17 protein-coding genes are annotated in these 19,614 nt (G+C 60.0%); 10 read left to right on the top strand and 7 right to left on the bottom strand.

From position 1 onward, the window contains the following. Window positions 1-70 precede the first annotated feature (70 nt). The 4 genes from LB529_RS26055 to LB529_RS26040 are packed head-to-tail and all read left to right on the top strand — an operon-like array spanning window position 71 to window position 4,901. Window positions 71-988 (top strand): NAD-dependent epimerase/dehydratase family protein, encoded by a 918-nt coding sequence (locus LB529_RS26055; protein WP_224712731.1) that lies wholly within the window; start codon window positions 71-73, stop codon window positions 986-988. Then, the gene (locus tag LB529_RS26050) at window positions 985-1,773 is read left to right on the top strand and encodes an ABC transporter permease (RefSeq protein WP_224712730.1); all 789 of its coding nucleotides are present in this window, start codon (window positions 985-987) and stop codon (window positions 1,771-1,773) included. The genes LB529_RS26055 and LB529_RS26050 overlap by 4 nt, the downstream gene beginning before the upstream one ends. After that, on the top strand, window positions 1,763-3,226 hold the full coding sequence (locus LB529_RS26045) for an ABC transporter ATP-binding protein (protein ID WP_224712729.1): 1,464 nt from the start codon (window positions 1,763-1,765) through the stop codon (window positions 3,224-3,226). The genes LB529_RS26050 and LB529_RS26045 overlap by 11 nt, the downstream gene beginning before the upstream one ends. Next, window positions 3,162-4,901 (top strand): capsular polysaccharide synthesis protein, encoded by a 1,740-nt coding sequence (locus tag LB529_RS26040; protein WP_224712728.1) that lies wholly within the window; start codon window positions 3,162-3,164, stop codon window positions 4,899-4,901. The genes LB529_RS26045 and LB529_RS26040 overlap by 65 nt, the downstream gene beginning before the upstream one ends. Before the next feature lie 81 nt (window positions 4,902-4,982). Here the strand turns inward: LB529_RS26040 and LB529_RS26035 are convergent, their stop codons facing one another. Genes LB529_RS26035 through LB529_RS26020 form a run of 4 tightly spaced genes read right to left on the bottom strand, consistent with a single transcriptional unit; the run spans window position 4,983 to window position 8,365 of the window. Beyond that, the gene (locus LB529_RS26035) at window positions 4,983-5,363 is read right to left on the bottom strand and encodes a hypothetical protein (protein ID WP_224712727.1); all 381 of its coding nucleotides are present in this window, start codon (window positions 5,361-5,363) and stop codon (window positions 4,983-4,985) included. Next, window positions 5,353-6,303 (bottom strand): WxcM-like domain-containing protein, encoded by a 951-nt coding sequence (locus LB529_RS26030; RefSeq protein ID WP_224712726.1) that lies wholly within the window; start codon window positions 6,301-6,303, stop codon window positions 5,353-5,355. Before LB529_RS26030 ends, LB529_RS26035 begins: the two co-directional genes overlap by 11 nt. Continuing rightward, window positions 6,300-7,238 (bottom strand): glycosyltransferase family 2 protein, encoded by a 939-nt coding sequence (locus LB529_RS26025; protein ID WP_224515524.1) that lies wholly within the window; start codon window positions 7,236-7,238, stop codon window positions 6,300-6,302. The genes LB529_RS26030 and LB529_RS26025 overlap by 4 nt, the downstream gene beginning before the upstream one ends. Continuing rightward, window positions 7,235-8,365, bottom strand: coding sequence for a DegT/DnrJ/EryC1/StrS family aminotransferase (locus tag LB529_RS26020; protein ID WP_224712725.1), 1,131 nt, complete (start codon window positions 8,363-8,365; stop codon window positions 7,235-7,237). Before LB529_RS26020 ends, LB529_RS26025 begins: the two co-directional genes overlap by 4 nt. Before the next feature lie 571 nt (window positions 8,366-8,936). Here LB529_RS26020 and LB529_RS26015 point away from each other — a divergent pair. The 3 genes from LB529_RS26015 to LB529_RS26005 all read left to right on the top strand — a co-directional run bounded on the left by LB529_RS26015 (window position 8,937) and on the right by LB529_RS26005 (window position 12,515). After that, entirely contained in the window at window positions 8,937-10,970 is a 2,034-nt protein-coding gene (locus LB529_RS26015; RefSeq protein WP_224712724.1) for a UDP-N-acetylglucosamine 4,6-dehydratase, read from the top strand. A gap of 93 nt (window positions 10,971-11,063) precedes the next feature. Beyond that, the gene (locus LB529_RS26010; protein WP_318012581.1) at window positions 11,064-11,975 is read left to right on the top strand and encodes a glycosyltransferase family 2 protein; all 912 of its coding nucleotides are present in this window, start codon (window positions 11,064-11,066) and stop codon (window positions 11,973-11,975) included. Between the two features lie 3 nt (window positions 11,976-11,978). Then, on the top strand, window positions 11,979-12,515 hold the full coding sequence (locus tag LB529_RS26005) for a sugar transferase (RefSeq protein WP_224604923.1): 537 nt from the start codon (window positions 11,979-11,981) through the stop codon (window positions 12,513-12,515). Window positions 12,516-12,528: 13 nt separating this feature from the next. Here the strand turns inward: LB529_RS26005 and LB529_RS26000 are convergent, their stop codons facing one another. Next, on the bottom strand, window positions 12,529-13,473 hold the full coding sequence (locus LB529_RS26000) for an NAD-dependent epimerase/dehydratase family protein (protein WP_224712723.1): 945 nt from the start codon (window positions 13,471-13,473) through the stop codon (window positions 12,529-12,531). Further along, window positions 13,470-14,762: an O-antigen ligase family protein gene (locus LB529_RS25995; RefSeq protein ID WP_224712722.1), complete on the bottom strand. Its 1,293-nt coding sequence runs from the start codon at window positions 14,760-14,762 to the stop codon at window positions 13,470-13,472. The genes LB529_RS26000 and LB529_RS25995 overlap by 4 nt, the downstream gene beginning before the upstream one ends. A 442-nt stretch (window positions 14,763-15,204) precedes the next feature. Here LB529_RS25995 and cysD point away from each other — a divergent pair, with 442 nt between their 5' ends. The 3 genes from cysD to cysQ are packed head-to-tail and all read left to right on the top strand — an operon-like array spanning window position 15,205 to window position 18,837. Beyond that, complete coding sequence (cysD, locus tag LB529_RS25990; RefSeq protein ID WP_263497406.1) at window positions 15,205-16,110, top strand: sulfate adenylyltransferase subunit CysD; 906 nt, start codon at window positions 15,205-15,207, stop codon at window positions 16,108-16,110. 2 nt (window positions 16,111-16,112) lie between these two features. Beyond that, the gene (cysN, locus tag LB529_RS25985; protein ID WP_224637737.1) at window positions 16,113-18,050 is read left to right on the top strand and encodes a sulfate adenylyltransferase subunit CysN; all 1,938 of its coding nucleotides are present in this window, start codon (window positions 16,113-16,115) and stop codon (window positions 18,048-18,050) included. 7 nt (window positions 18,051-18,057) lie between these two features. Continuing rightward, window positions 18,058-18,837 carry a 3'(2'),5'-bisphosphate nucleotidase CysQ gene (gene cysQ / locus LB529_RS25980; protein ID WP_224712755.1) on the top strand — a complete coding sequence of 260 codons (780 nt, stop codon included), beginning with the start codon at window positions 18,058-18,060 and terminating at the stop codon, window positions 18,835-18,837. Window positions 18,838-18,868: 31 nt separating this feature from the next. Here cysQ and LB529_RS25975 read toward each other — a convergent pair whose 3' ends face one another. Further along, entirely contained in the window at window positions 18,869-19,252 is a 384-nt protein-coding gene (locus LB529_RS25975) for a DUF982 domain-containing protein (RefSeq protein ID WP_224712720.1), read from the bottom strand. Between the last annotated feature and the right edge of the window lie 362 nt (window positions 19,253-19,614).

Genomic DNA, 19,614 nt, shown 5'->3' with positions numbered 1-19,614 from the left:
AAGCTGTGCCCTACCGCCCTGACTGTCCGAAGCTGAATGAAATGGACCCGATGCCGAAAGGGGCACGTGGATGATCGGCATTTTTGGAGCTTCCGGATTTATTGGGCGAAACCTCGTCGATCTTTTCGCCCAGAAGAAAGTTCCATTCCGCGGCTTTGTTCGGCGGGAGCGGTTTGTCCAATCGCCCAATATGACACTTATTGATTTCGATGATCCTTCAACCTATCGCGATCATCTCAACGGCCTGGACGCAGTAGTGCTGCTTGTCAGCGCATCCGTTCCGGCCACCTTTGCAAATGATCTTGTTTCCGAGGTGAACCGGAACGTCCTCCCGCATATCAAATTCCTGCAAAGTATCCGCGGAACCTCAATACGGCATGTGATCTATCTCTCGTCGGGTGGAACTATCTACGGAGTGCCCCAGCAGTCGAGTATCACTGAAGCTCATCCAACACTTCCTATAAGTGCCTATGGATGCGGCAAGCTTATGATTGAGAATGCCATAAGAACGATGTCACTCGGAGGAGAATGGAGTTACTCAATTCTTCGTCCCTCTAACCCCATTGGACGATACCAGTCCTCTGAGAAGGGACAGGGCCTTGTGGCTGCTGCCGTCCGAGCTGCCTTTCTTGGTGTGCCGATTGATGTTTGGGGTAACGGCGAAGCTTTGCGCGACTACATGGACGTACGGGATCTTTGCGCTGCCATTGACACTATGCTGAGGCCGCAGTTGCGGCGAAATGCAATATACAACGTTGGCTTGGGGAGGTCGTTCACTGTAAATCAGATAATCGATCTTTGCGCCTACGCATGTGATCGGCCAATCCGTCGAAATTATATTTCGGAAAAGCCGTTTCTTGTAAAAAATGTCGAGTTGAACTGTGATGCCATAAGGCGAGAAACTGAGTGGAGCGCTGTTTACGATATTTCTGATGCAATACAAAGCTTCGTTCTTGGGTATAAAGCGGCGATTCAGTCTGTGCCATGAACTTAATTTTTCTCATAACCTCCTTGGTCCGTCGCGAGATTGTCGGCCGATATCGCGGTTCTGCGCTCGGTCTGATGTGGTCTCTACTCAATCCTTTGTTTATGCTGGCTGTCTACACCTTTGTGTTCGGCGTGGTGATGAAGTCACGGTGGACGATGCCTAATGAGCAGAGCGCCACGGACTCGACCGGCGAGTATGCGGTTGTTCTGTTTTGCGGGTTGATCGTCTTTCAGTTTTTTGCGGAGGTCGTTTCACTGGCGCCCAGCCTGATCGTGGGCAACACAAATTATGTCAAGAAGATCGTCTTCCCGATCCAAATCCTGCCGGTGGTTTCAGCCGGAGCAGCGCTGTTTCATGTCGTCGTCAGCCTGCTGGTACTGCTTGCCTTTGCGTACGTCGTGTTCGGCCATATTCCGCTGACCGTATTTCTGGCGCCGCTAGCATTTATGCCGCTAGTTGTCCTGGTTCTAGGTATGGCCTGGGTGTTGGCATCGGTCGGCGTTTATTTTCGCGACATGGGCCAGATCGTGGCGCCGTTGGTAACGGCAACAATGTTCCTGTCGCCCGTGTTCTTCCAGAGAACTGCGCTGCCAACTTGGCTTCAACCTTGGCTTTCGCTCAACCCGTTGGCAATTCCGGTCGAAAGTTTCCGAAACGTAGTCATCTTCGGCGTACAACCGGACTGGGCAGCGCTCGGTTGTTATTCGCTGGTGGCGATTGTGGTCGCATATCTCGGCTACCAATTTTTTCAGAAGACCCGAAGAGGCTTTGCCGATGTCCTTTGATAGATCGGGCGCCGAAGCCGGTGTTCGCAATTCCAGTTTCGCCATACGTGTGCGCGAGGTCTCGAAGCACTATGTCATGTTCGAGAGACCCGAAGATCGTTTCAAGCAGATGATCGTACCTCGCCTAGAGCGTCTTGTAGGCCGACCGCCGCGTCGTTATTTTCGCGATTTCGCCGCGTTGTCCGACGTTTCGTTCGAAGTCGGTCGGGGCGAAACAATCGGCATCATCGGTCGAAATGGCTCCGGCAAATCGACACTGCTGCAGATCGTCTGTGGCACGCTGCAGCCAACCAGTGGCTCGGTCGAGGTCAACGGTCGTATCGCTGCTTTGCTAGAACTTGGTGCAGGGTTCAATCCAGAATTCACTGGCCGCGAGAATGTGTTCCTCAATGCCTCTATTCTTGGTGTCCCAGCCAAGGAGATGGAGTGGCGATTCGATGATATTGTGCGTTTTGCCGACATCGGTCCGTTCATTGATCAGCCGGTAAAAACCTATTCGTCGGGCATGTATGTGCGGCTCGCCTTTGCGACCGCTATTAACGTTGACCCGGACATCCTGGTAGTGGATGAGGCGCTCGCCGTGGGTGACGAGGCGTTTCAGCGAAAATGCTTCGCTCGTATAGAACAGATAAAGGAGCGAGGGGGGACGATCCTTTTTGTCAGCCATGGTGCGCAAACTATCGTCCAACTGTGCTCTCGTGCGATACTGATGGATTCAGGCGAGAAAATCTTAGAAGGCGAACCAAAGACTGTGGTGAGTCAATATCAGCGGTTGGTAAACGCGAGTTCACAAACAGCATTGCAACTGCGCAACGCGGTCAAAGACATAGGTCAAGGAAAGGCCCAAGAGATCACGGGAGGCGGCACCCAGCTCCAAGATCCGCAGGACGAAGAGAATAATCTTGTCGCGGAAGGATATGATCCGTCTTTTGTATCGAAAAGCGCGATCGAGTATGAAAATAAGGGAGCGAAGATACATAGCCTGCGCTTGATCAATAAAAACCTGAAGACGGTTAACATCTTGCAAAGTGGTCGGCGATATATGTTTGAGTACAAGGTGTCATACGAGGAAGACGCTGAGGATGTTTCCTTTGGAATGCTTATAAAGACGATCAGTGGGATCGAGCTAGCAGGTACAGCCACCAACCTAATCGAAGGGCCAAAGCAAAACATTTCGACGGGATCGACTGTAACTGTGCGGATGGAGTTTGATTGTGCGCTGACTCCTGGGGTTTATTTCATTAATGCGGGCACCGGAAAACGGAAGAGCGGGGAACGAATAATGGCCCACCGCGTCCAAGATGGACTTATGTTTCGTGTCAACGTTCAGGGAAAAGCCACGTTTGCCGGAATAGTGGATTTAAATATCATTTCGTATTTCTATACCGGTGCCGGAATCGATCACGCAGACGGGCAGACTCGGTCATCTAGTATGGGCGATCAAATTGAATAGGATAATATGGACTTGTTGGTTTCAAGGTCAGCAATCGGCTCCTGAGATCGTAAAGAGGTGTCTAAGGAGTTGGATCGAGAAGAATCCTGGCTGGGATTTTAGGTGCGTTGACGCCTCAAACGTAGAGGAGTACGTATCAATAAGTAAGTACATAGACCTTGGCAATCAGCAAGTGACTGCCGCGTCTCTGTCTGATATTGTAAGAATACTTCTGTTGCACGAATATGGAGGAGTTTGGGTCGATGCTACGCTATTCTGCAATCAACCTTTAGATAACTGGCTGCCTGAGAAACTAGTTGAGGGTTTTTTCGCATTCGCTCGCCCTGCCGCTGATCGACCTCTCTCAAGCTGGTTTCTCGCGTCGGAGCCTGGCAATCGCCTTCTGTCTCTATGGTGCAGGGAGACTCTGAGTTACTGGAGAGGACGCAGTCGAGCGGATACCTATTTTTGGTTCCACTACCTCTTTAGAAATCTCTGCGAAGTTGACGGAGAATTCGGGCGCCATTGGCGAAAAGTTCCTCAGATCAGTGCAGACGGCCCCCACTCAATACAAGCGGCTGGAATTTATGAGGCTTTCAGCAAGGTGTTCGCTAAGGTGGACTGGGCGTCGCCCGTATTCAAGCTAACATATCGGATTGAGATCGATAAGGTAAAGCCGGACAGTTTGTTGACTTGTGTACTTGGCTCTCTCCAAGAGGCAGACTCAGTAACAACAGATACTGCTTCCTCTTCACCATTGGATATTGCGCACCAATCTGTTCATGAGACGACATTCGCTTCTCTGAAGGTCTCAACAGAGAACCTGGGCGATCACATCCAGATTCTAGCTGGTAACTTTTTATTGAGACGCTTTGGAGTTCGGCCGCAAGTCTTCTTAGACCGAGACGACGAAATTCGATCCGCTCCGGTTCTGAACGACTATTCAGGGCGGGTGCCGATGCTTATGAACGGCTGGTTCAAACGGAATGGCTCAGAATGGCCGCCAAATGATAAAATTCTTCCGATTTTCATCGGGTTTCATGTTCGGCTGTTTCAAAGCCCGGAGCTCTTGTCCGCCGAGAGTGTCGAATATTTCAAGACGTTCCAACCGATTGGCTGCAGAGACATATATACCGAGATGCTTCTTCGGTCTAAAGGCATAGAGACTTATGAGAGCAACTGTCTATCGCTAACCTTAGATAGGAGGATTTTTGGCGACAGAAATGAGATATTTGTAGTGTCGAGAGATAGGCAGATAATTGACTATATACCCGAAACTCTGGGGCCCTTCACGTTCGTTTCTCACTATTCCGGATCAAACGATTTCGAAGAGAACATGAAGCTGGCAAGCGAATTGCTGGTAGAGTATGGCACGCGAGCGAAATTGATCGTTACATCCTTACTGCATTGCGCGCTGCCCGCAATAGCGATGGGAATTCCTGTTGTGGTGATTTACCCAATTAATGATCAAGCTGGGCACGCTTCAGATCAAGAACGCTTTTCCTCGCTAGGAAGGCTGACTCGGATATATCAGATGCATGAGTTGGACGACGTCGATTGGGAGCCAGCTCCAATCGATGTCGGAATGATAAAGCTTATGCTTCATGACCGGTTGAAGTCCGCTTTGGACGCATTGCATATACGGCCGAGTAACATGCTAGGTCCGATCGCATCCTCGGATATATTGCCCCTTTAATGGGCGTGGGCTTGCTAACCTAATACGCCATCGCCGGCTTCATGGTCACCGACAACGCCGCCCGGATCGAGGAGGGGCGTATCAGTATCGTCTGCGCAGTATCCATCGAGAAACCAGGAAATTGAGCATCGTGGTGACGACAAGTGTTGCAAAGAACGCCGCCGCTCGGCTTTGCAGCGCCCGCTCAAGAAGATGAAGGGTTGTCAACCCGGCAACAAACACCACCGCGACCGAGCCGCCGACCGCCAGCCGATCCACGAAGCTGGTGCGCCCGCCAGGAAAGACGCGGTCCGGATAGAACACCATCACGAATGCGAGGCCTGCCAGCCAGGCAATCGTGTACGAAATGCCCGACGACAGGATCGTCAAGCCAGTAAAGTAGACGGCACTCGTCAGCGCGGTGTTCAGTCCTCCCGCAGCAAGAAAACGAAGCGCATCCGAGCCTATCCGGTCAGTGGTCATCCGGCCTGACCGTAGCGAGGAAATCCGAATAGTCCCTGATATAATCGCTTGCATCATATGGATGCGAGGCCATGACCAGCAAGACCGTGTCCGGCTGGAACTTGTACTGGATGCCCCACACGCCGGGCGGCAGATAGAGTCCGACCGAGGGATCCGCCAGCGACACTTCCTTTCTGCTGTGACCGTCATCGACGACCACCGACAGGCGGCCATGGGTGGCAATCAGGAATTGGTGGCACTGGCGGTGCGCATGCTCGCCCCTGACCTTGTCGGAACGAACGCCGTAAACGAGAAACGAGCGCAAGGGCTTGAAAGGCAGGTTGTGTCCGAACTCGAGGGGGGCCAGCTCGCCGCGAAGGTCGCTGAAGTGCGGCAGCCGCCAGAGCTCGCATCCGCCGACGCCCAGCGCCATTCTGTCGCCCGCGGCGCCGGGGGCCGCTTGCGTCATCACAGGCTCGACCTGCGGGCCGGTCTGATAGCCGACGATGACGGCCGGATTTCCAACCACCACGGCGTTTGCCGGGACGTTTTTGGTCACTACGGCGCCGGCGCCGATCATCGCCTGGCGGCCGATCGTTATGCCGGGCAGGATTGTTGCGTTGGCCCCGATCGACGCGCCGTCCTCGACGATCGTCTGGAGAAACTGCTCCGGATAGTGTTTCGAACGCGGGAAGCGGTCGTTGGTGAAGGTCGCATTCGGACCAACGAACACGCGATTGCCCAGCCGAATGCCGTCCCATAGCTGAACGCCGCTTTTAATCGTGACGTCATCGCCGACGGTCACGTCGTTTTCGATGAAGACATGATCGCAGATGTTGCAGTTCGCGCCGATCACGGCCCCAGGGAGCACATGGGCAAACGCCCATACGCGTGTGCCATTGCCGACGCGCGTGCTTTCGCAGATCCCGCGGTCATGGACAAAAAATGGTTTGTCGTTCATGCGGACGTCCCGTCGACAATGCGGCTTATTATCCGCAATGGGCGCGATTTGGTATTTTCAACCGCCCGCCAAAGATAACAGCCAAGGATGCCTTGCACCGCGAGGATCGCTGATCCAAACCCCGCGATCAGCAGCACCAGCGTCGTGTATCCGGCCGGGTCGATTTTGCCAAGCAAGCGGGCGACGACGGTGATTGCCGCAAACACAAGACTGAGCACGCAGCCCGCAATTCCTACCCAGAGTATGAAAACGATCGGAAAGTCGGAAAACGAGAAGATCGAGTCCATCATATATCTGAGCCGGCGCCCAATGCCCCAGGCACTCTTCCCATGCTCCCGCTCGCGCCGCCGGTAAGGCACGAACTCCCGTCTGAATCCGACCCAGAACAGCTGAACCACAAGCGAACTGTTTGGCTCCTCGATTGACAGGATCGCATTGAGCGCCTGGCGGTTGCAGGCAAATATATCGACCCCGCCGCTCGGCATGCTGGGCATAATCAGCCTGCGGTAAACGCTCCAGAAGGCCCGGGACAGGAAGCGTGTCAGAAGGGGGTCGTCGCGGCCGGTTCTGCGGCCAAACACGACGTCGGCCGTGTCCTTTTCGAGCATCGAAAAGAATTCGACAATGAGCTCGGGCGGCTCCTGGAGGTCGGCAGCCATCGCGGCCACATGTTTGCCGGATGCGTGCTCAAGCCCCGTCCGAATGGCCGTGAAGGAACCAAAATTCCGGCTGTGAAAGATGATCTTGTATTTGTAGCTGGCGTCCTTCAAGGCCCTGACCAGCAGGCCGCCCGACTGGTCCGGCGACCCATCGATGACAAAAACAAACTCGATGTCGCCCTCATACATGGCGTCGAAATCGGCGACGGCCCGCAACAGGGAAGGGATGTTCGGCTCATTGCGGTAAATGGGAAAAACAAGAGAGCGCGCAGTCACATTGCCTCCCAGTCGCTGAGGGCCCTGCACACTTGCTCGACCTCATCATTCGTCATGTCCGGATAGCACGGGACGGAACAGAGACGACTGATGCTTGCCCTGGAGATCGCAAGATTTTCGGTCCCTTTCATGGGCAGGGCAGCCCAACCAACCTGATCGCAATCGAGCACGGGATAGTGGACATCGGTATCGACGCCGCGCTCCTTCATGAAGGTGCGGAATGCGTCCCGGTCGTCACACAGCAGGACCGCGAGGTGTGCGACGGCGCCGTTGCCGCCGTCGAGGAATTTGAGCCGGCGTCCGGTGACGGCCCTAAATCGGCTGACGATGCTGCGGCGTTGTTCGTTGCGGCTGTTCAAGTCCGGAAGGAGCACATCCAAAATCGCGGCCTGAACCTCGTCCATGCGAGAGTTGCGCCCTCCCGGCAGGGCCACATGATATTTGGAACTCCAGCCATATTGATGAAGCTGACGAACGCGGTCCGCCAGTCTTGGGTTGGAGGTGAGAACCGCGCCGCCGTCACCCATCGCGCCGAGATTTTTGGTGGGATAGAAGCTGAAAGTGGCGATGTCTCCAAGTGATCCAGCCGTTTCACCTCTGATGCGAGCACCATGTGCCTGGGCGCAATCCTCGATGACTGGGATGTGCGACATGCCGGCATTGACAAGTCCCGCCCGGATGGCAGGTACATCGACCACGCCGCCGTAAAGATGGGTAGCGACAATCGCAGCCGTGTCGGTGCTCACCGCTTCCAGCACCGATTGGACGCTTGCAAGTTGGCTGGCTGGTTCGATATCGACGTAGTGTGGAATGAGGTCGTTGTGCCAGCACGCGCAACTGGCATATCCCCCGGCATTCGCCGCCAGGATCACCTCGCGTCCATGCGCATCGCCAAGCCCGACGATAGAGCGTAAAGCGAGTTCAAGGGCGTCCGTTCCGTTTGCGACGAGGATGCAATCCGAGGCTCCTGCAAACGTCGCAAAGTTCGCTGCGAATCGCTTCCCTGCCGCGCCATTGAGCCACCATCCGGACCGCAGCGTGCTTGCTACTTCGCGCGCGATTTCAACCTCATAGCGCTGGTACAGACGCTTGAGATCATTCATCGGAACGGCATTCGGCTTCATCATCGACAACTCGACAGCGTGTCTTCTTCGTTCCGGCGTGTTCGCCTGCAAAGCATTCGGAAATTCAGATAATTCTAATATAAAACAACCGAGAATACTTGCATCGCGGAAACAGCGGAAGCCAGAACCGCATGCACAACTATTGAGATTCCGGCTCGGTCGCAACAGGCTGGCGTCATTTTGGGGAACGCTGTGGGCCTAGGGGCTGGCCAATGCCGCTTCGGCAGACCTGATCGGGACCGCCGTCAGCGACTCCACTCGACCGCCCGCCGAGCTCGCTGAAGCCAATGATGGAAGCCGGATCGTCACATCGTGACATTTATTAGCTCCCCCTGTTAGGGGCCTGACAGTTTCTCTGAACGACTGGCAATCCAGCCTGAGTTATTCCGGCTTCAAGTCAAATCATTCGCACAATCGAATATTGCCCAAAAAACCTCTAGCCCTCCCGCCCTCTCCGCGCTAAGGCGGTAACCGGGTGACGGGGTTGGGGATTGCAATCTGAAGTGGCGGTGGGCGATGTTTTGTCCGCGGCCGTTCTGATAGTATCCCCCGCGCCTGGAGTCAGTACTGCCCAATGACCGCATACGTAGAAGCCGTATCGGAACTCCGACCGAGGATGCGGCGCGCCATCATCATGGTCCAGGATCTCGTCATGGTCCTGGTCGCAGTGGCGCTTAGTCTCATCCTTTCGCAGTCGCGGCTTTCCTTCGACGCGTTCTCCGTCGGCGGGCTGGCCTGCTGGGCGCTCATCGTGCTCATCGCCCATCTGCTGTTCCGATCCAGCGGCCTCTACAACACCGTCTGGCGCTTTGCCTCCACGCCCGACTTCTTCAACATCCTCAAGGGCTGCGGCAGCCTGACGGTGGTGCTCTATCTGGCCTCGCTTGCCTTCCGTTTCTTCTTCCAGCCGGTCGCCGGCCTCAACGAGCGCCAGTTCATCGTCTTCTTCCTGGTCTCCTTCACTATTATCTCCGCGCCCAGGCTTTATTATCGCTTCCTGCGCGACGGCGCGAGCTGGCGCATCCTGCGCCGCGCCGCCGGCGATGCCTCGACCAAGCAGGCGCTGTTCATCGGCCGGCTGGGCGAGGCGGATCTGATCGTGCGCTTCACCCGCACGGCTCAGCCCGCCGAATACGCCATCGCCGGCATCATGGCCACCGAGAGCGCCGCGCCGCTCGGCACGCGGATCCAGGGCGTTCCGGTCGTGGCGCTGCGACCGCGCCTGGTCGAGGTGCTGGAAGACTATGTCAAAGGCACGCAAAGCCTCGACCTCCTGATCTTCGGCCAGGGGGTCGAGCGCGAGATCGAAGACTATGCCGAGCTGGTGCGCGTCGCCCGCCACAGCGGCATCGCCGTCGTCCAGTTTGCAGGCCTGTCGGAACTGGGGCAGGGCGGCAAGCTGGTTCTGGATGCCGTCGAGATGGAAACCATCATGCGCCGTTCGGCGGTCGCCACCGATACCACGCGCATCAGCGCCTTCCTCGGCGGCAAGCGCGTGATGGTCACCGGCGGCGCCGGCTCCATCGGCCGCGTGCTCGTCAAGCGCGCGCTAGAGCTGGGCGCCGAGGCGGTGCTGGTGGCCGACAATTCCGAATTCGGCATTTTCCAGCTCGATCAGCAGACCGACGACGCCGACCGCGACCGGCTGACCAGCCGCATCGTCGACGTCGCCGACCGGCCTCACATGACGCGCCTCGTCAGCGAGTTCAAACCCGCGATTATCTTTCATGCCGCGGCGCTGAAGCATGTGCCGCTGCTCGAGGAGAATTGGGAAGCGGCGATCGAGACCAATGTCTTCGGCACGCTCGCCTGCGCCGAAATCGCCGCCGAATGCGGGGTGCCACAGTTCCTGCTGATTTCCAGCGACAAGGCCGTCGACCCGACCTCGGTGCTGGGCGTCACCAAGCGTGCGGCCGAACAGATCGTGTCCTCGCTGCATGAGGCCCAGGCGGCCTCGCCGCCACCGCGTGCCGGCGCGGCGAACGGCCATGCCGGCCCCGTTGATCTGCGTCATTCGGGCACGAAATTCATCGCCGTGCGCTTCGGCAACGTCTTCGGCTCCAACGGCTCGGTGGCGACGGTCTTCCAGGCGCAGATCGAGGCCGGCGGGCCGGTCACCATCACCGACCGGCGCATGACCCGCTATTTCATGACCATGGCCGAGGCCGTCGATCTCGTCATCATGTCGGCCGCCGATGCCGAGCAGCGCCAGGGCAAGGACGACTACGCCATCTACATGCTCGACATGGGCAAGCCGGTGCCGATCCTCGAAGTCGCCGAAACCATGATCCGCATGGCCGGCAAAAGCCCCTACACCGATATTCCGATCCGCTTCACCGGCATCAGGCCAGGCGAGAAGCTGCACGAGACGCTGCACGCCGAGAACGAGGAGGTGGTCAAGCTCGACACCGCCAAGATCTTCGGCCTCAGGACCGGCGTCGTCGAATGGCCGAGGATTGAGGCGGCCCTGCCGGCGCTGGCGGCCGCGATGCAAGCTCGCGACAAGACCGCGGCACTTGCCATCCTGGCCGGGCTCTATCGGGCGGAAGAAGACATGGGCGGCGTGCGCGAAGAGGCGGTGCCGAAAGCGGCCGGGCAGGTCGGTTAAAACTTTGCCGCGGGCCCGCAATTAGATATTGAAAACCTTTCAAGCACCTCGCGGGCAAGTGATTCCAAAGCCGTGACCAGAAAAGATCAGCGCGTGGCCGTTCTCATGGGCACGAAGGATGGCGCGGCCTATATCGGCGAACAATTGGAATCCTTGGCTACGCAATCCTGGCCGCTCGTCGATCTCTGGGTTTCCGACGACGGCTCGTCGGACGCCACGGCCGCGATCGTCGAGGCGTGGCGATCGCGCTGGACCAAGGGGTCGCTGACACTTTTGCAGGGCCCGCGAAGGGGCTTCGCCGCCAATTTCCGCTCCATGATCCTCGATCCGCGCATCGATGCCGACTGCTACGCCTTTTGCGACCAGGACGATGTCTGGGAGCCGGATCGGCTGGAGGCCGCCATCCGCTGGATGGAGGGAGAGGACATGGAAACGCCGCTCCTGTTCTGCTCGCGCACGGCGACTATCTCTGAGGCCGGCGCTCCGGCCGGCTACTCGCCGCTCTTTCGCCGCCCGCCGTCCTTCCGCAACGCGCTGGTGCAAAGCATCGCCGGCGGCAACACCATGCTCTTCAACCGCAAGGCGCGCGACCTTCTGGCAAAAGCGTCGGCCAGAACCGAATTCGTCAGCCATGACTGGTGGGCCTATCTCATCGTCACCGCCGCCGGCGGCAAAGTCCGCTACGAGCCGCGGCCGCTGGTCAGATACCGCCAGCACGCGGCAAACCTCGTCGGCGCCAACGTTTCATGGAAAGCGAGGTTTTCAAGGCTGGGCCGTCTGTTCAAGGGCCAGTTCGCCACCTGGACGGACACCAATCTGCGCGGCCTAGCCGTCAACCGCGACCTCATCGCGCGCGATGCAGCGCTTTGCCTTCGCCTGTTCATCAGGGCACGCAAGGGCAATATCCTCAGGCGCTTCGGCCTGCTCGGCAAAAGCGGTGTCTACCGGCAGACATTCATGGGCACGGTCGGGCTCTATGTCGCTTTCCTCTGGCGCCGGATCTGAGCCATGACGGCAAAGCGCGCGCTCGACCTGGCGGTCGCCGTTCCGATGCTGGCGCTGGCGTCGCCGGTCCTGCTTGTCGCGATGCTGGCGATCCGGGCGACGTCGACCGGCCCCGCCATCTTCTCGCAGATCCGCGTCGGCCGGGGAGGAGCCCTCTTCGCCTGTCACAAGCTGCGCACCATGTATCGGGAAACCCCTTCCTTGCCCACCCACGAGGCGCCGTCCGGTTCGGTCACCGCGGTCGGCAAGGTTCTGCGCGCAACCAAGATCGACGAGCTGCCGCAGCTCTGGAACGTGCTGAAGGGCGAGATGAGTCTTGTGGGTCCTCGTCCATGCCTGCCGACGCAGGCGGAACTGATCGAACGGCGCAAGGAACTGGGCGTGCTGGCAGCACTTCCAGGCATCACAGGGCTGGCGCAGGTCAAGGGCATCGACATGTCCGATCCAAGACTTTGCGCTGAAACCGACGCGGCCTACATCAAGGCCGCCTCGACCGGTCTGGACCTCAAGATATTGCTGGGCACGTTCTTCCGCACATAGAGCGGTTCACCGCTCACGGAAGCGGCGAACGGCTCCTCTGTCGCGCCAGTTCTTCAAGCCGGCCGAGTGTGTCGGCCTCCCGTTCCCAGCCTTCCGACGCAAGCAACGACGAATCGCAGACCTGCGTCGCCACCAGAGCTTGCCACGCGGCCCGTCTGCCGCTGAGCGTGGTCAGCATTCGGAACGGCCAGGCCGGCACGGGAAGAAGCCGGGCCGGCCGGCCATATCCGCGCCGGAACGCGGTGACGATTTCGGACACCGCAACCGGCGAAGCATCGCCCAGCACATAAGTTGGAAGCGGCGCCGTGGGACGGCTCAAAAGATGCGTCACGGCGCCGGCCACGGCGTCATGCGAGACGAGCGAACGAACCGCCGTCAGAGCGGCTGTCGGCAGCGGCAGGCCGGTGGCGGCCAACCGCATCAGCCCGCGCAGATTTCCCTTCATGCCTTCGCCATAGACCGGCGCCAACCGCAGCGCCGTCGCGCCGGCGCGTCCGGCCGTTGCAAAAGCCTCCAGCATTGCGATCTCGCCTTCGCGCTTGGAGCGCCCGTAGGCGCATTGCGGGGCAGGGGGCGTGGCCTCGTCGATCGTGCCGCTGAACCTTGCGCCCACCACGGCGCGAATCGAGGAGAGATAGACGAAGCGCCCGTCGATGCGCGTGGCGGCGGCCTGGGCGAGCTGTCCGGTCAGCGTCACGTTGACGGCTCGCAAGTCGGCCGCGCCGGCGCTGCGGTCATTATTGAGCGCCGCGCAGTGGACGACATGCGTCACGTCACGCATCAGGGTCAGAAAGGCCTCCTGCGGTGCATCGGCAGCGGGCAGCGCGACGGCATCGTCCTCGCCTGCAACCCGCTGCGGCAGGCGCGATGCGATCCGTATGTCGAATCCGGCCTCGCTCAACCGGCTGACGATCCGGCGTCCAATGAAGCCCGTCGCGCCGGTGACCAGGACCTTCATGGTTGCGGGCTGGCGCCCGGCGCCATGGTGGGCGCGCTTTTTCCGGTCGGTTCTATCGTCCGTCCGGAAGCGAGGTAGGTTCCCGAGATCAGGAACACCATCAGCGTCGCGTCGAGGATATCGTGGCCGACCAGGATTCCGGCCATTCCGCCGGTGAGATAGGTGATGACGGCGACCAGGATCATCGTCGCGCCGAACCTCTCCACCGGATCGGCGCTGCGGCGCAGCGTCCGTGCCGCGTTCCGTGCGGCAACGACGAAGATCGACGCCAGGGCCAATGCCCCCAGCAGGCCGGCCTCGACCAGCGCCGTCAGGAAGCCGTTGTGGAAATGGCTGAAACCCTGCTGTAGGCCGAACTGGTCCTGCAAGCCGTGCTTCATCAGCGCCCGGCTTGCCGAGATGCCGTGGCCGAAAATCGGCATCTCGCGAAACGCGGCAAAACCGATTTCCCACATCGCCACGCGCAAGCCGAGCGCGGTCGAATGGTCGCCATTGGCATTCAGCGCATCCCAGTCGCTGACCAGGAAATCGGCCCGGTCCAGGATGACGCGAGAGCCGATGGCGGCAATCACAAGGGCGACCACGACGCCGATCGCCACGAAGCGCGCCACGCTGGCGCCGGTAAACCGGCGGCGGTTGATGAGAAGCACGACGATGCCGGCAACCGGTATGGCCACCCAGATCATGCGCGATCCCGAATAGACGATCGCCAGGGCTCCGGCTATCGCTGCCAGGACCAGTAGCTTCCAGCGTTTCTCGATGCCTGACAGCGCGCCGGCAAGGCATGTCACGGCGGCAAGGCACGTGACGGTAGCGAAGACGATTGGATTGCCGGCGCCGCCCTCCGCCCTCACACCGAGCCGGTGGGACTGGAACACGGCCATCGCGAGCGCGCCGAAGCAGGCCGCGGTGCTGGCCAGAATGGCGATGCGTGCCAGCGCGGTCTTCTCGGTGATGCTCCACGTCGAATAGGAGAGGGGGAAAAGCAGGAAGGTGATCAACGGCAGGAAGAACCGCAAATCGGCAGCCAGCGTGCCGTTGACGATCGAAGCGAGAACCATGGCCGCGCAATAGGCATAGATCGCCGCCGTGACGGCGAGCATCGGCCGGTCGATATTGAAGCGTCGCCGCTTCGCGGCGACCAGCATCGCCGACCACACGCCACCGGCATTGAAGGCGATGCTGACCAGCGATCCAAGCACCGGCGGCGAAAAAAAGCAGACGATCGAGAAATAGATGTTGATCTGTGCGGGCGTGAGATGGCGCCGGAGCGTTGTAGACGGGTTCAAATGCTTGCTTCGCAATTCCAGGTTGCGCCCGGATCCATGGAGCCAGCCAAAGGCCGCCTCGCCGGTCTCCGTTTGCCGCGCCTTGCCCGTACCCCGAGCCCATATAGCGGCTGGCGCCGATCCGCGATAGTGCGGTCGACAATGTTGCGACAGAAATCCCCCGGTCCGGCGAGTTCCCGAATTGTCTAGGCGCCACGGCTTTTCCCGCTAAGCGTTTTCGATGGCTCCGGCAGGATTTTCCGCTTTGCCGGGCGTGTTTGGAAAATTCGTTCTCCAATCACCGCGCGCCGTGCCGGTCTTGCATTGTTATCGGCGGCACCGATCTGTTAGAACGCCCGCACGAAACAGTTTGTCTGAAGTGAAATCTGCGCCTGGGCGGCATCGGATTGCCCCTGCGATGCAAGATTTCCGCTCCACGGCACGAGAGAACGCTCGACGCCCCATGAATATCGCGCTCACGCATCTGCAGCGGCTCGAGGCCGAATCCATCCACATCTTCCGCGAGGTCGCGGCGTCTTTCTCCAAGCCGGTGATGCTCTATTCGGTCGGCAAGGATTCTTCCGTGCTGATGCATCTGGCGATGAAGGCCTTTTATCCGGCCAAGCCGCCTTTCCCGTTCCTGCATGTCGACACCACCTGGAAGTTCCGCGAGATGATCGCCTTTCGCGATCAGATGGCGCAGAAGCTAGGCTTCGACCTTTTGGTCCACGTCAACGAGGACGGCGTGCGCGACGGCATCAATCCGTTCGACCATGGTTCCAACACCCACACCCATGTCATGAAGACGGTGGCGCTGCGCCAGGCGCTCGACAAATATGGCTTCGACGCCGCTTTCGGCGGTGCCCGCCGCGACGAGGAGAAGTCGCGCGCCAAGGAGCGCATCTTTTCCTTCCGCAACGCCCAGCATGCCTGGGACCCGAAGAACCAGCGGCCGGAAATGTGGAAGATCTTCAACACCCGCATCGCGCCGGGCGAATCGATCCGCGTCTTTCCGCTGTCCAACTGGACCGAGCTCGACATCTGGCAGTACATCCTGCAGGAGAACATCCCGATCGTGCCGCTCTATTTCGCTAAGGAGCGGCCGGTGGTCGAGCGCGACGGCATGCTCATCATGAAGGATGACGACCGCCTGCAACTGCATCCCGGCGAGGCGGTCGAGAACCGCCTGGTGCGCTTCCGCACGCTGGGCTGCTATCCGCTGACCGGCGCGATCGAGTCGGATGCCGACACGCTGGAAGCCATTGTCGGCGAGATGCTGACCGCACGCACCTCCGAGCGCCAGGGCCGCCTTATCGACCGCGACGAGGCCGGCTCCATGGAAAAGAAGAAGCGCGAAGGGTATTTCTGATAATGCGCCACATGATGGCCAAGAGCCTCGCCCCGACCGATTCGATCCGCGACTACATGGCCGCGCAGGAGAAGAAGTCGCTGCTGCGCTTCCTCACCTGCGGCTCGGTCGACGACGGCAAGTCGACGCTGATCGGCCGGCTGCTCTCCGACACCAAGCAGATCTTCGAGGACCAGCTCGCCGCGCTCGAGAAGGATTCGCGCAAGCACGGCACCACCGGCGACGACATCGACTTCGCGCTGCTGGTCGACGGGCTGGAGGCTGAGCGCGAGCAAGGCATCACCATCGATGTCGCCTATCGCTTCTTCGCCACGCCGAAGCGCAAGTTCATCGTCGCCGACACGCCCGGCCACGAGCAGTACACGCGCAACATGGCGACGGGCGCCTCTACCGCCGATCTCGCGATCGTGCTGATCGACGCGCGCCAGGGCGTGCTTCGCCAGACCCGGCGTCACTCCATCATCGCCTCGCTGCTCGGCATCCGGCATATCGTGCTTGCGGTCAACAAGATCGACCTCGTCGGCTTCGACAAGACCGTGTTCGACCGGATCGTCGCCGACTACGGCGAATTCGCCAAGGAACTGGGCTTCATGAGCGTCGCGCCGATCCCGATGTCGGCGCGCTTTGGCGACAACGTCACCAGCCGCTCGGAGCGCACGCCCTGGTATTCCGGGCCGTCGCTGATCGAGCATCTGGAAACCGTGTCTGTCGACGAGGCCGCCGTCGAGCTGCCGTTTCGCTTCCCCGTCCAGTATGTGAACCGTCCGAACCTCGATTTCCGCGGCTTTGCCGGCACCATCGCCTCGGGCACCGTCTCTGAAGGAGACGAGGTCGTCGTCGCGAAATCCGGCAAGGCGTCCCGAGTCAAGCGCATCGTCGCGCAAGGCGGCGACCTCGAGCAGGCGGTCGCTGGCCAGGCGATCACGCTCGTCCTCGAGGACGAAGTGGAGGTATCGCGCGGCAACTTGCTGGTGTCGCCGGCCGCGCGTCCGCAGGTCGCCGACCAGTTCGCCGCCAACATCGTCTGGTTCGACGAGCAGGCGCTGCTGCCCGGCCGCTCCTACATCCTGCGCACCGAAACCGACCAGGTGAGCGCGACTGTCACCGACCTGAAATACCGGGTCAACGTCAACGATTTCGCGCATGAGGCGGCGAAGTCGCTCGACATCAACGAGGTCGGCGTCTGCAACCTGTCGACGCGCGCGCCGATCGCTTTCGATCCCTTCGCCGAAAACCGCACCACCGGCGCCTTCATCCTGATCGACCGCATCACCAACGCCACCGTCGGCGCCGGTATGATCCTGCATTCGCTGCGCCGTGCCGAAAACATCCACTGGCAGTCGCTCGATGTCGGCAAGCGCGGCCGGTCCGACCTGAAGAACCAACGCCCGGCCGTGTTCTGGTTCACCGGGCTCTCCGGCTCAGGCAAGTCGACCATCGCCAATTTGTTCGAGAAGAAGCTGTTCGCGTCCGGCCGCCACACCTACATCCTCGACGGCGACAATGTCCGCCACGGCCTCAACCGCGATCTCGGCTTCACCGACGCCGACCGCGTGGAGAACATCCGCCGCGTCGCCGAGGTGGCCAAGCTGATGGCCGATGCCGGCCTGATCGTCATCGTCTCCTTCATCTCGCCCTTCAGCGCCGAGCGGCGCATGGCACGCGAGCTGATGGCCGAGGGCGAGTTCGTCGAGGTGTTCGTCGACACCCCGTTCGAGGAATGCGCCCGCCGCGATCCGAAAGGCCTCTACGCGCGCGCCTTGAGCGGCGAGATCAAGAATTTCACCGGCGTCGATTCTCCCTATGAGACGCCGGAGAACCCGGAAATTCACCTGCAGACTCTGGGCAGGAGCCCGCAGGAGATGGCGGAAGCCTTGGAACGCTGGCTGACCGAGCGCGACATTGCCGAGGAGCAGTATGACAATGGCGGCGGCATCTGACGAGGCGATGCTCGGCGTCTTCGAGCGCCTGGCGCTGGAAGCGGGGCGCGAGGTGATGCGCGTCTTCCACGAAGGCTGCGCCGTCGACAGCAAGGCCGATTCTTCGCCGGTAACGGAAGCCGACCGCGAAAGCGAGAAGATCATCCTGGCCGGCCTGCGCGCCGCCTATCCGGACATCCCCTGCGTGGCCGAGGAGGAGGTCGCAGCGGGAATTGCAACGCCCGATCTCGACGGCGCCTTCTTCCTAATCGATCCGCTCGACGGCACCAAGGAATTCGTCAACCGCCGCACCGATTTCACCGTCAACATCGCGCTGATCCGCCATGGCGTTCCGGAAGTCGGCGTCGTTTTCGCGCCGTGCACGGGACGCTTTTTCTCCGGGCGACCCGGCAAGGCCGAGGCGCTGGAGGTCGATGCCGACTATCGCATCGCCGGCCGCCGGCCGATCACGGTGCGGGCAGGGGGCACGCCGCTCGCGGTCGTGGCAAGCCGCTCGCACAACACGCCGGAAACCGAGGAATTCATCCGCGATCTCGGCGCCGCGGAGATCGTTTCGATCGGCTCGTCATTGAAATTCTGCCTGCTCGCCGCGGCGGAAGCCGACGTCTATCCGCGCTTCGGCCGCACCATGGAATGGGACACGGCCGCCGGCGACGCAGTGCTGCGCGCCGCTGGTGGCATGACGCGGACACTAGACGGCGAGCCGCTGATCTACGGCAAGCGTAACCAGGCCAGCGACAGCGATTTCGCCAACCCGCATTTCATCGCGACGGGGAAGGGCGCGTAACCTCGCCGCTTGAGGGGGGATGGCCGGCAGGTCAGAAGGGGATCCGCGCCGACGTTTGCGTTTCGCTCCGGCGCGTTTCGTCGCAAGCTGCGCCTGACGAGGAGCCCTTTCGAGCCCCTCCCAAGAGCTCTGCGTTGCTGATCTTTGGCCCAGTCATCCACGGCGGTGCTGTGGGCACCTCCTCGATAACGCCAACCTTGCGGGCCCAAGTCATAAAGGTCTTGTGCGCGGCCTCGACTGGTTTCCGACCGTCATAGGCCGAGTAGCACGCCTCGCAGGCCGCCGCGTGAAGCAGGCCGCGTCTCTCCACAGGCCATTCTTCCAAAAACTCAATGGCATCCATCACGCAGTCGATCTTTTGGATGTAGCCATTCTCCCCTACGAAAACTGACTGCTTGAAAGCATCACTTTCCATAGTGACCTCCCTTCAACAACTGACCCCGTTGGTCATTTCCGCAGATGCACCGCTAATATTCGAACACCTGCACGCCCGGCTGGGGACAAGAGAAAAGATTGGAAGCAGCTCTTTTCAGTTCAAGAGGAGGCTGCGAGACATCACCAGCAGCACCTGGATGCTACAGTGAGCATCGATAGCAGGCCCTGCTGTCCCGGTTGCTAAGAGCGAACGACCAGCGGCACTAGGCCCTCGTGCCGCTCGCCGAGATAGCAGACGACCCGGTCGCCGACGCGCTGGAAATTCAGGTCGACCTTCGCCTCGCCCACGGTTAAGTGCCGGATGACGATGTTGTCGATGCCTATCGGCAACCGTGGGCGTTC

The sequence above is a fragment of the Mesorhizobium sp. CA5 genome, from assembly GCF_020165105.1.
Taxonomy (GTDB): Bacteria; Pseudomonadota; Alphaproteobacteria; order Rhizobiales; family Rhizobiaceae; genus Mesorhizobium.
The sequence above is the reverse complement of the archived record's forward strand: the minus strand, read 5'-3'. Positions and strand labels throughout refer to the sequence as shown.

What these genes read in the sequence shown, in the direction of transcription:
- LB529_RS26035 (WP_224712727.1), bottom strand. Translation starts at nt 5,363, where the DNA reads ATGACCACTGACCGGATAGGCTCGGATGCGCTTCGTTTTCTTGCTGCG.
- LB529_RS26055 (WP_224712731.1), top strand. Translation starts at nt 71, where the DNA reads ATGATCGGCATTTTTGGAGCTTCCGGATTTATTGGGCGAAACCTCGTC.
- cysN (WP_224637737.1), top strand. Translation starts at nt 16,113, where the DNA reads ATGCGCCACATGATGGCCAAGAGCCTCGCCCCGACCGATTCGATCCGC.
- LB529_RS26000 (WP_224712723.1), bottom strand. Translation starts at nt 13,473, where the DNA reads ATGAAGGTCCTGGTCACCGGCGCGACGGGCTTCATTGGACGCCGGATC.
- LB529_RS26050 (WP_224712730.1), top strand. Translation starts at nt 985, where the DNA reads ATGAACTTAATTTTTCTCATAACCTCCTTGGTCCGTCGCGAGATTGTC.
- cysQ (WP_224712755.1), top strand. Translation starts at nt 18,058, where the DNA reads ATGCTCGGCGTCTTCGAGCGCCTGGCGCTGGAAGCGGGGCGCGAGGTG.
- LB529_RS25975 (WP_224712720.1), bottom strand. Translation starts at nt 19,252, where the DNA reads ATGGAAAGTGATGCTTTCAAGCAGTCAGTTTTCGTAGGGGAGAATGGC.
- LB529_RS26045 (WP_224712729.1), top strand. Translation starts at nt 1,763, where the DNA reads ATGTCCTTTGATAGATCGGGCGCCGAAGCCGGTGTTCGCAATTCCAGT.
- LB529_RS26020 (WP_224712725.1), bottom strand. Translation starts at nt 8,365, where the DNA reads ATGATGAAGCCGAATGCCGTTCCGATGAATGATCTCAAGCGTCTGTAC.
- cysD (WP_263497406.1), top strand. Translation starts at nt 15,205, where the DNA reads ATGAATATCGCGCTCACGCATCTGCAGCGGCTCGAGGCCGAATCCATC.
- LB529_RS26005 (WP_224604923.1), top strand. Translation starts at nt 11,979, where the DNA reads ATGACGGCAAAGCGCGCGCTCGACCTGGCGGTCGCCGTTCCGATGCTG.
- LB529_RS26030 (WP_224712726.1), bottom strand. Translation starts at nt 6,303, where the DNA reads ATGAACGACAAACCATTTTTTGTCCATGACCGCGGGATCTGCGAAAGC.
- LB529_RS26015 (WP_224712724.1), top strand. Translation starts at nt 8,937, where the DNA reads ATGACCGCATACGTAGAAGCCGTATCGGAACTCCGACCGAGGATGCGG.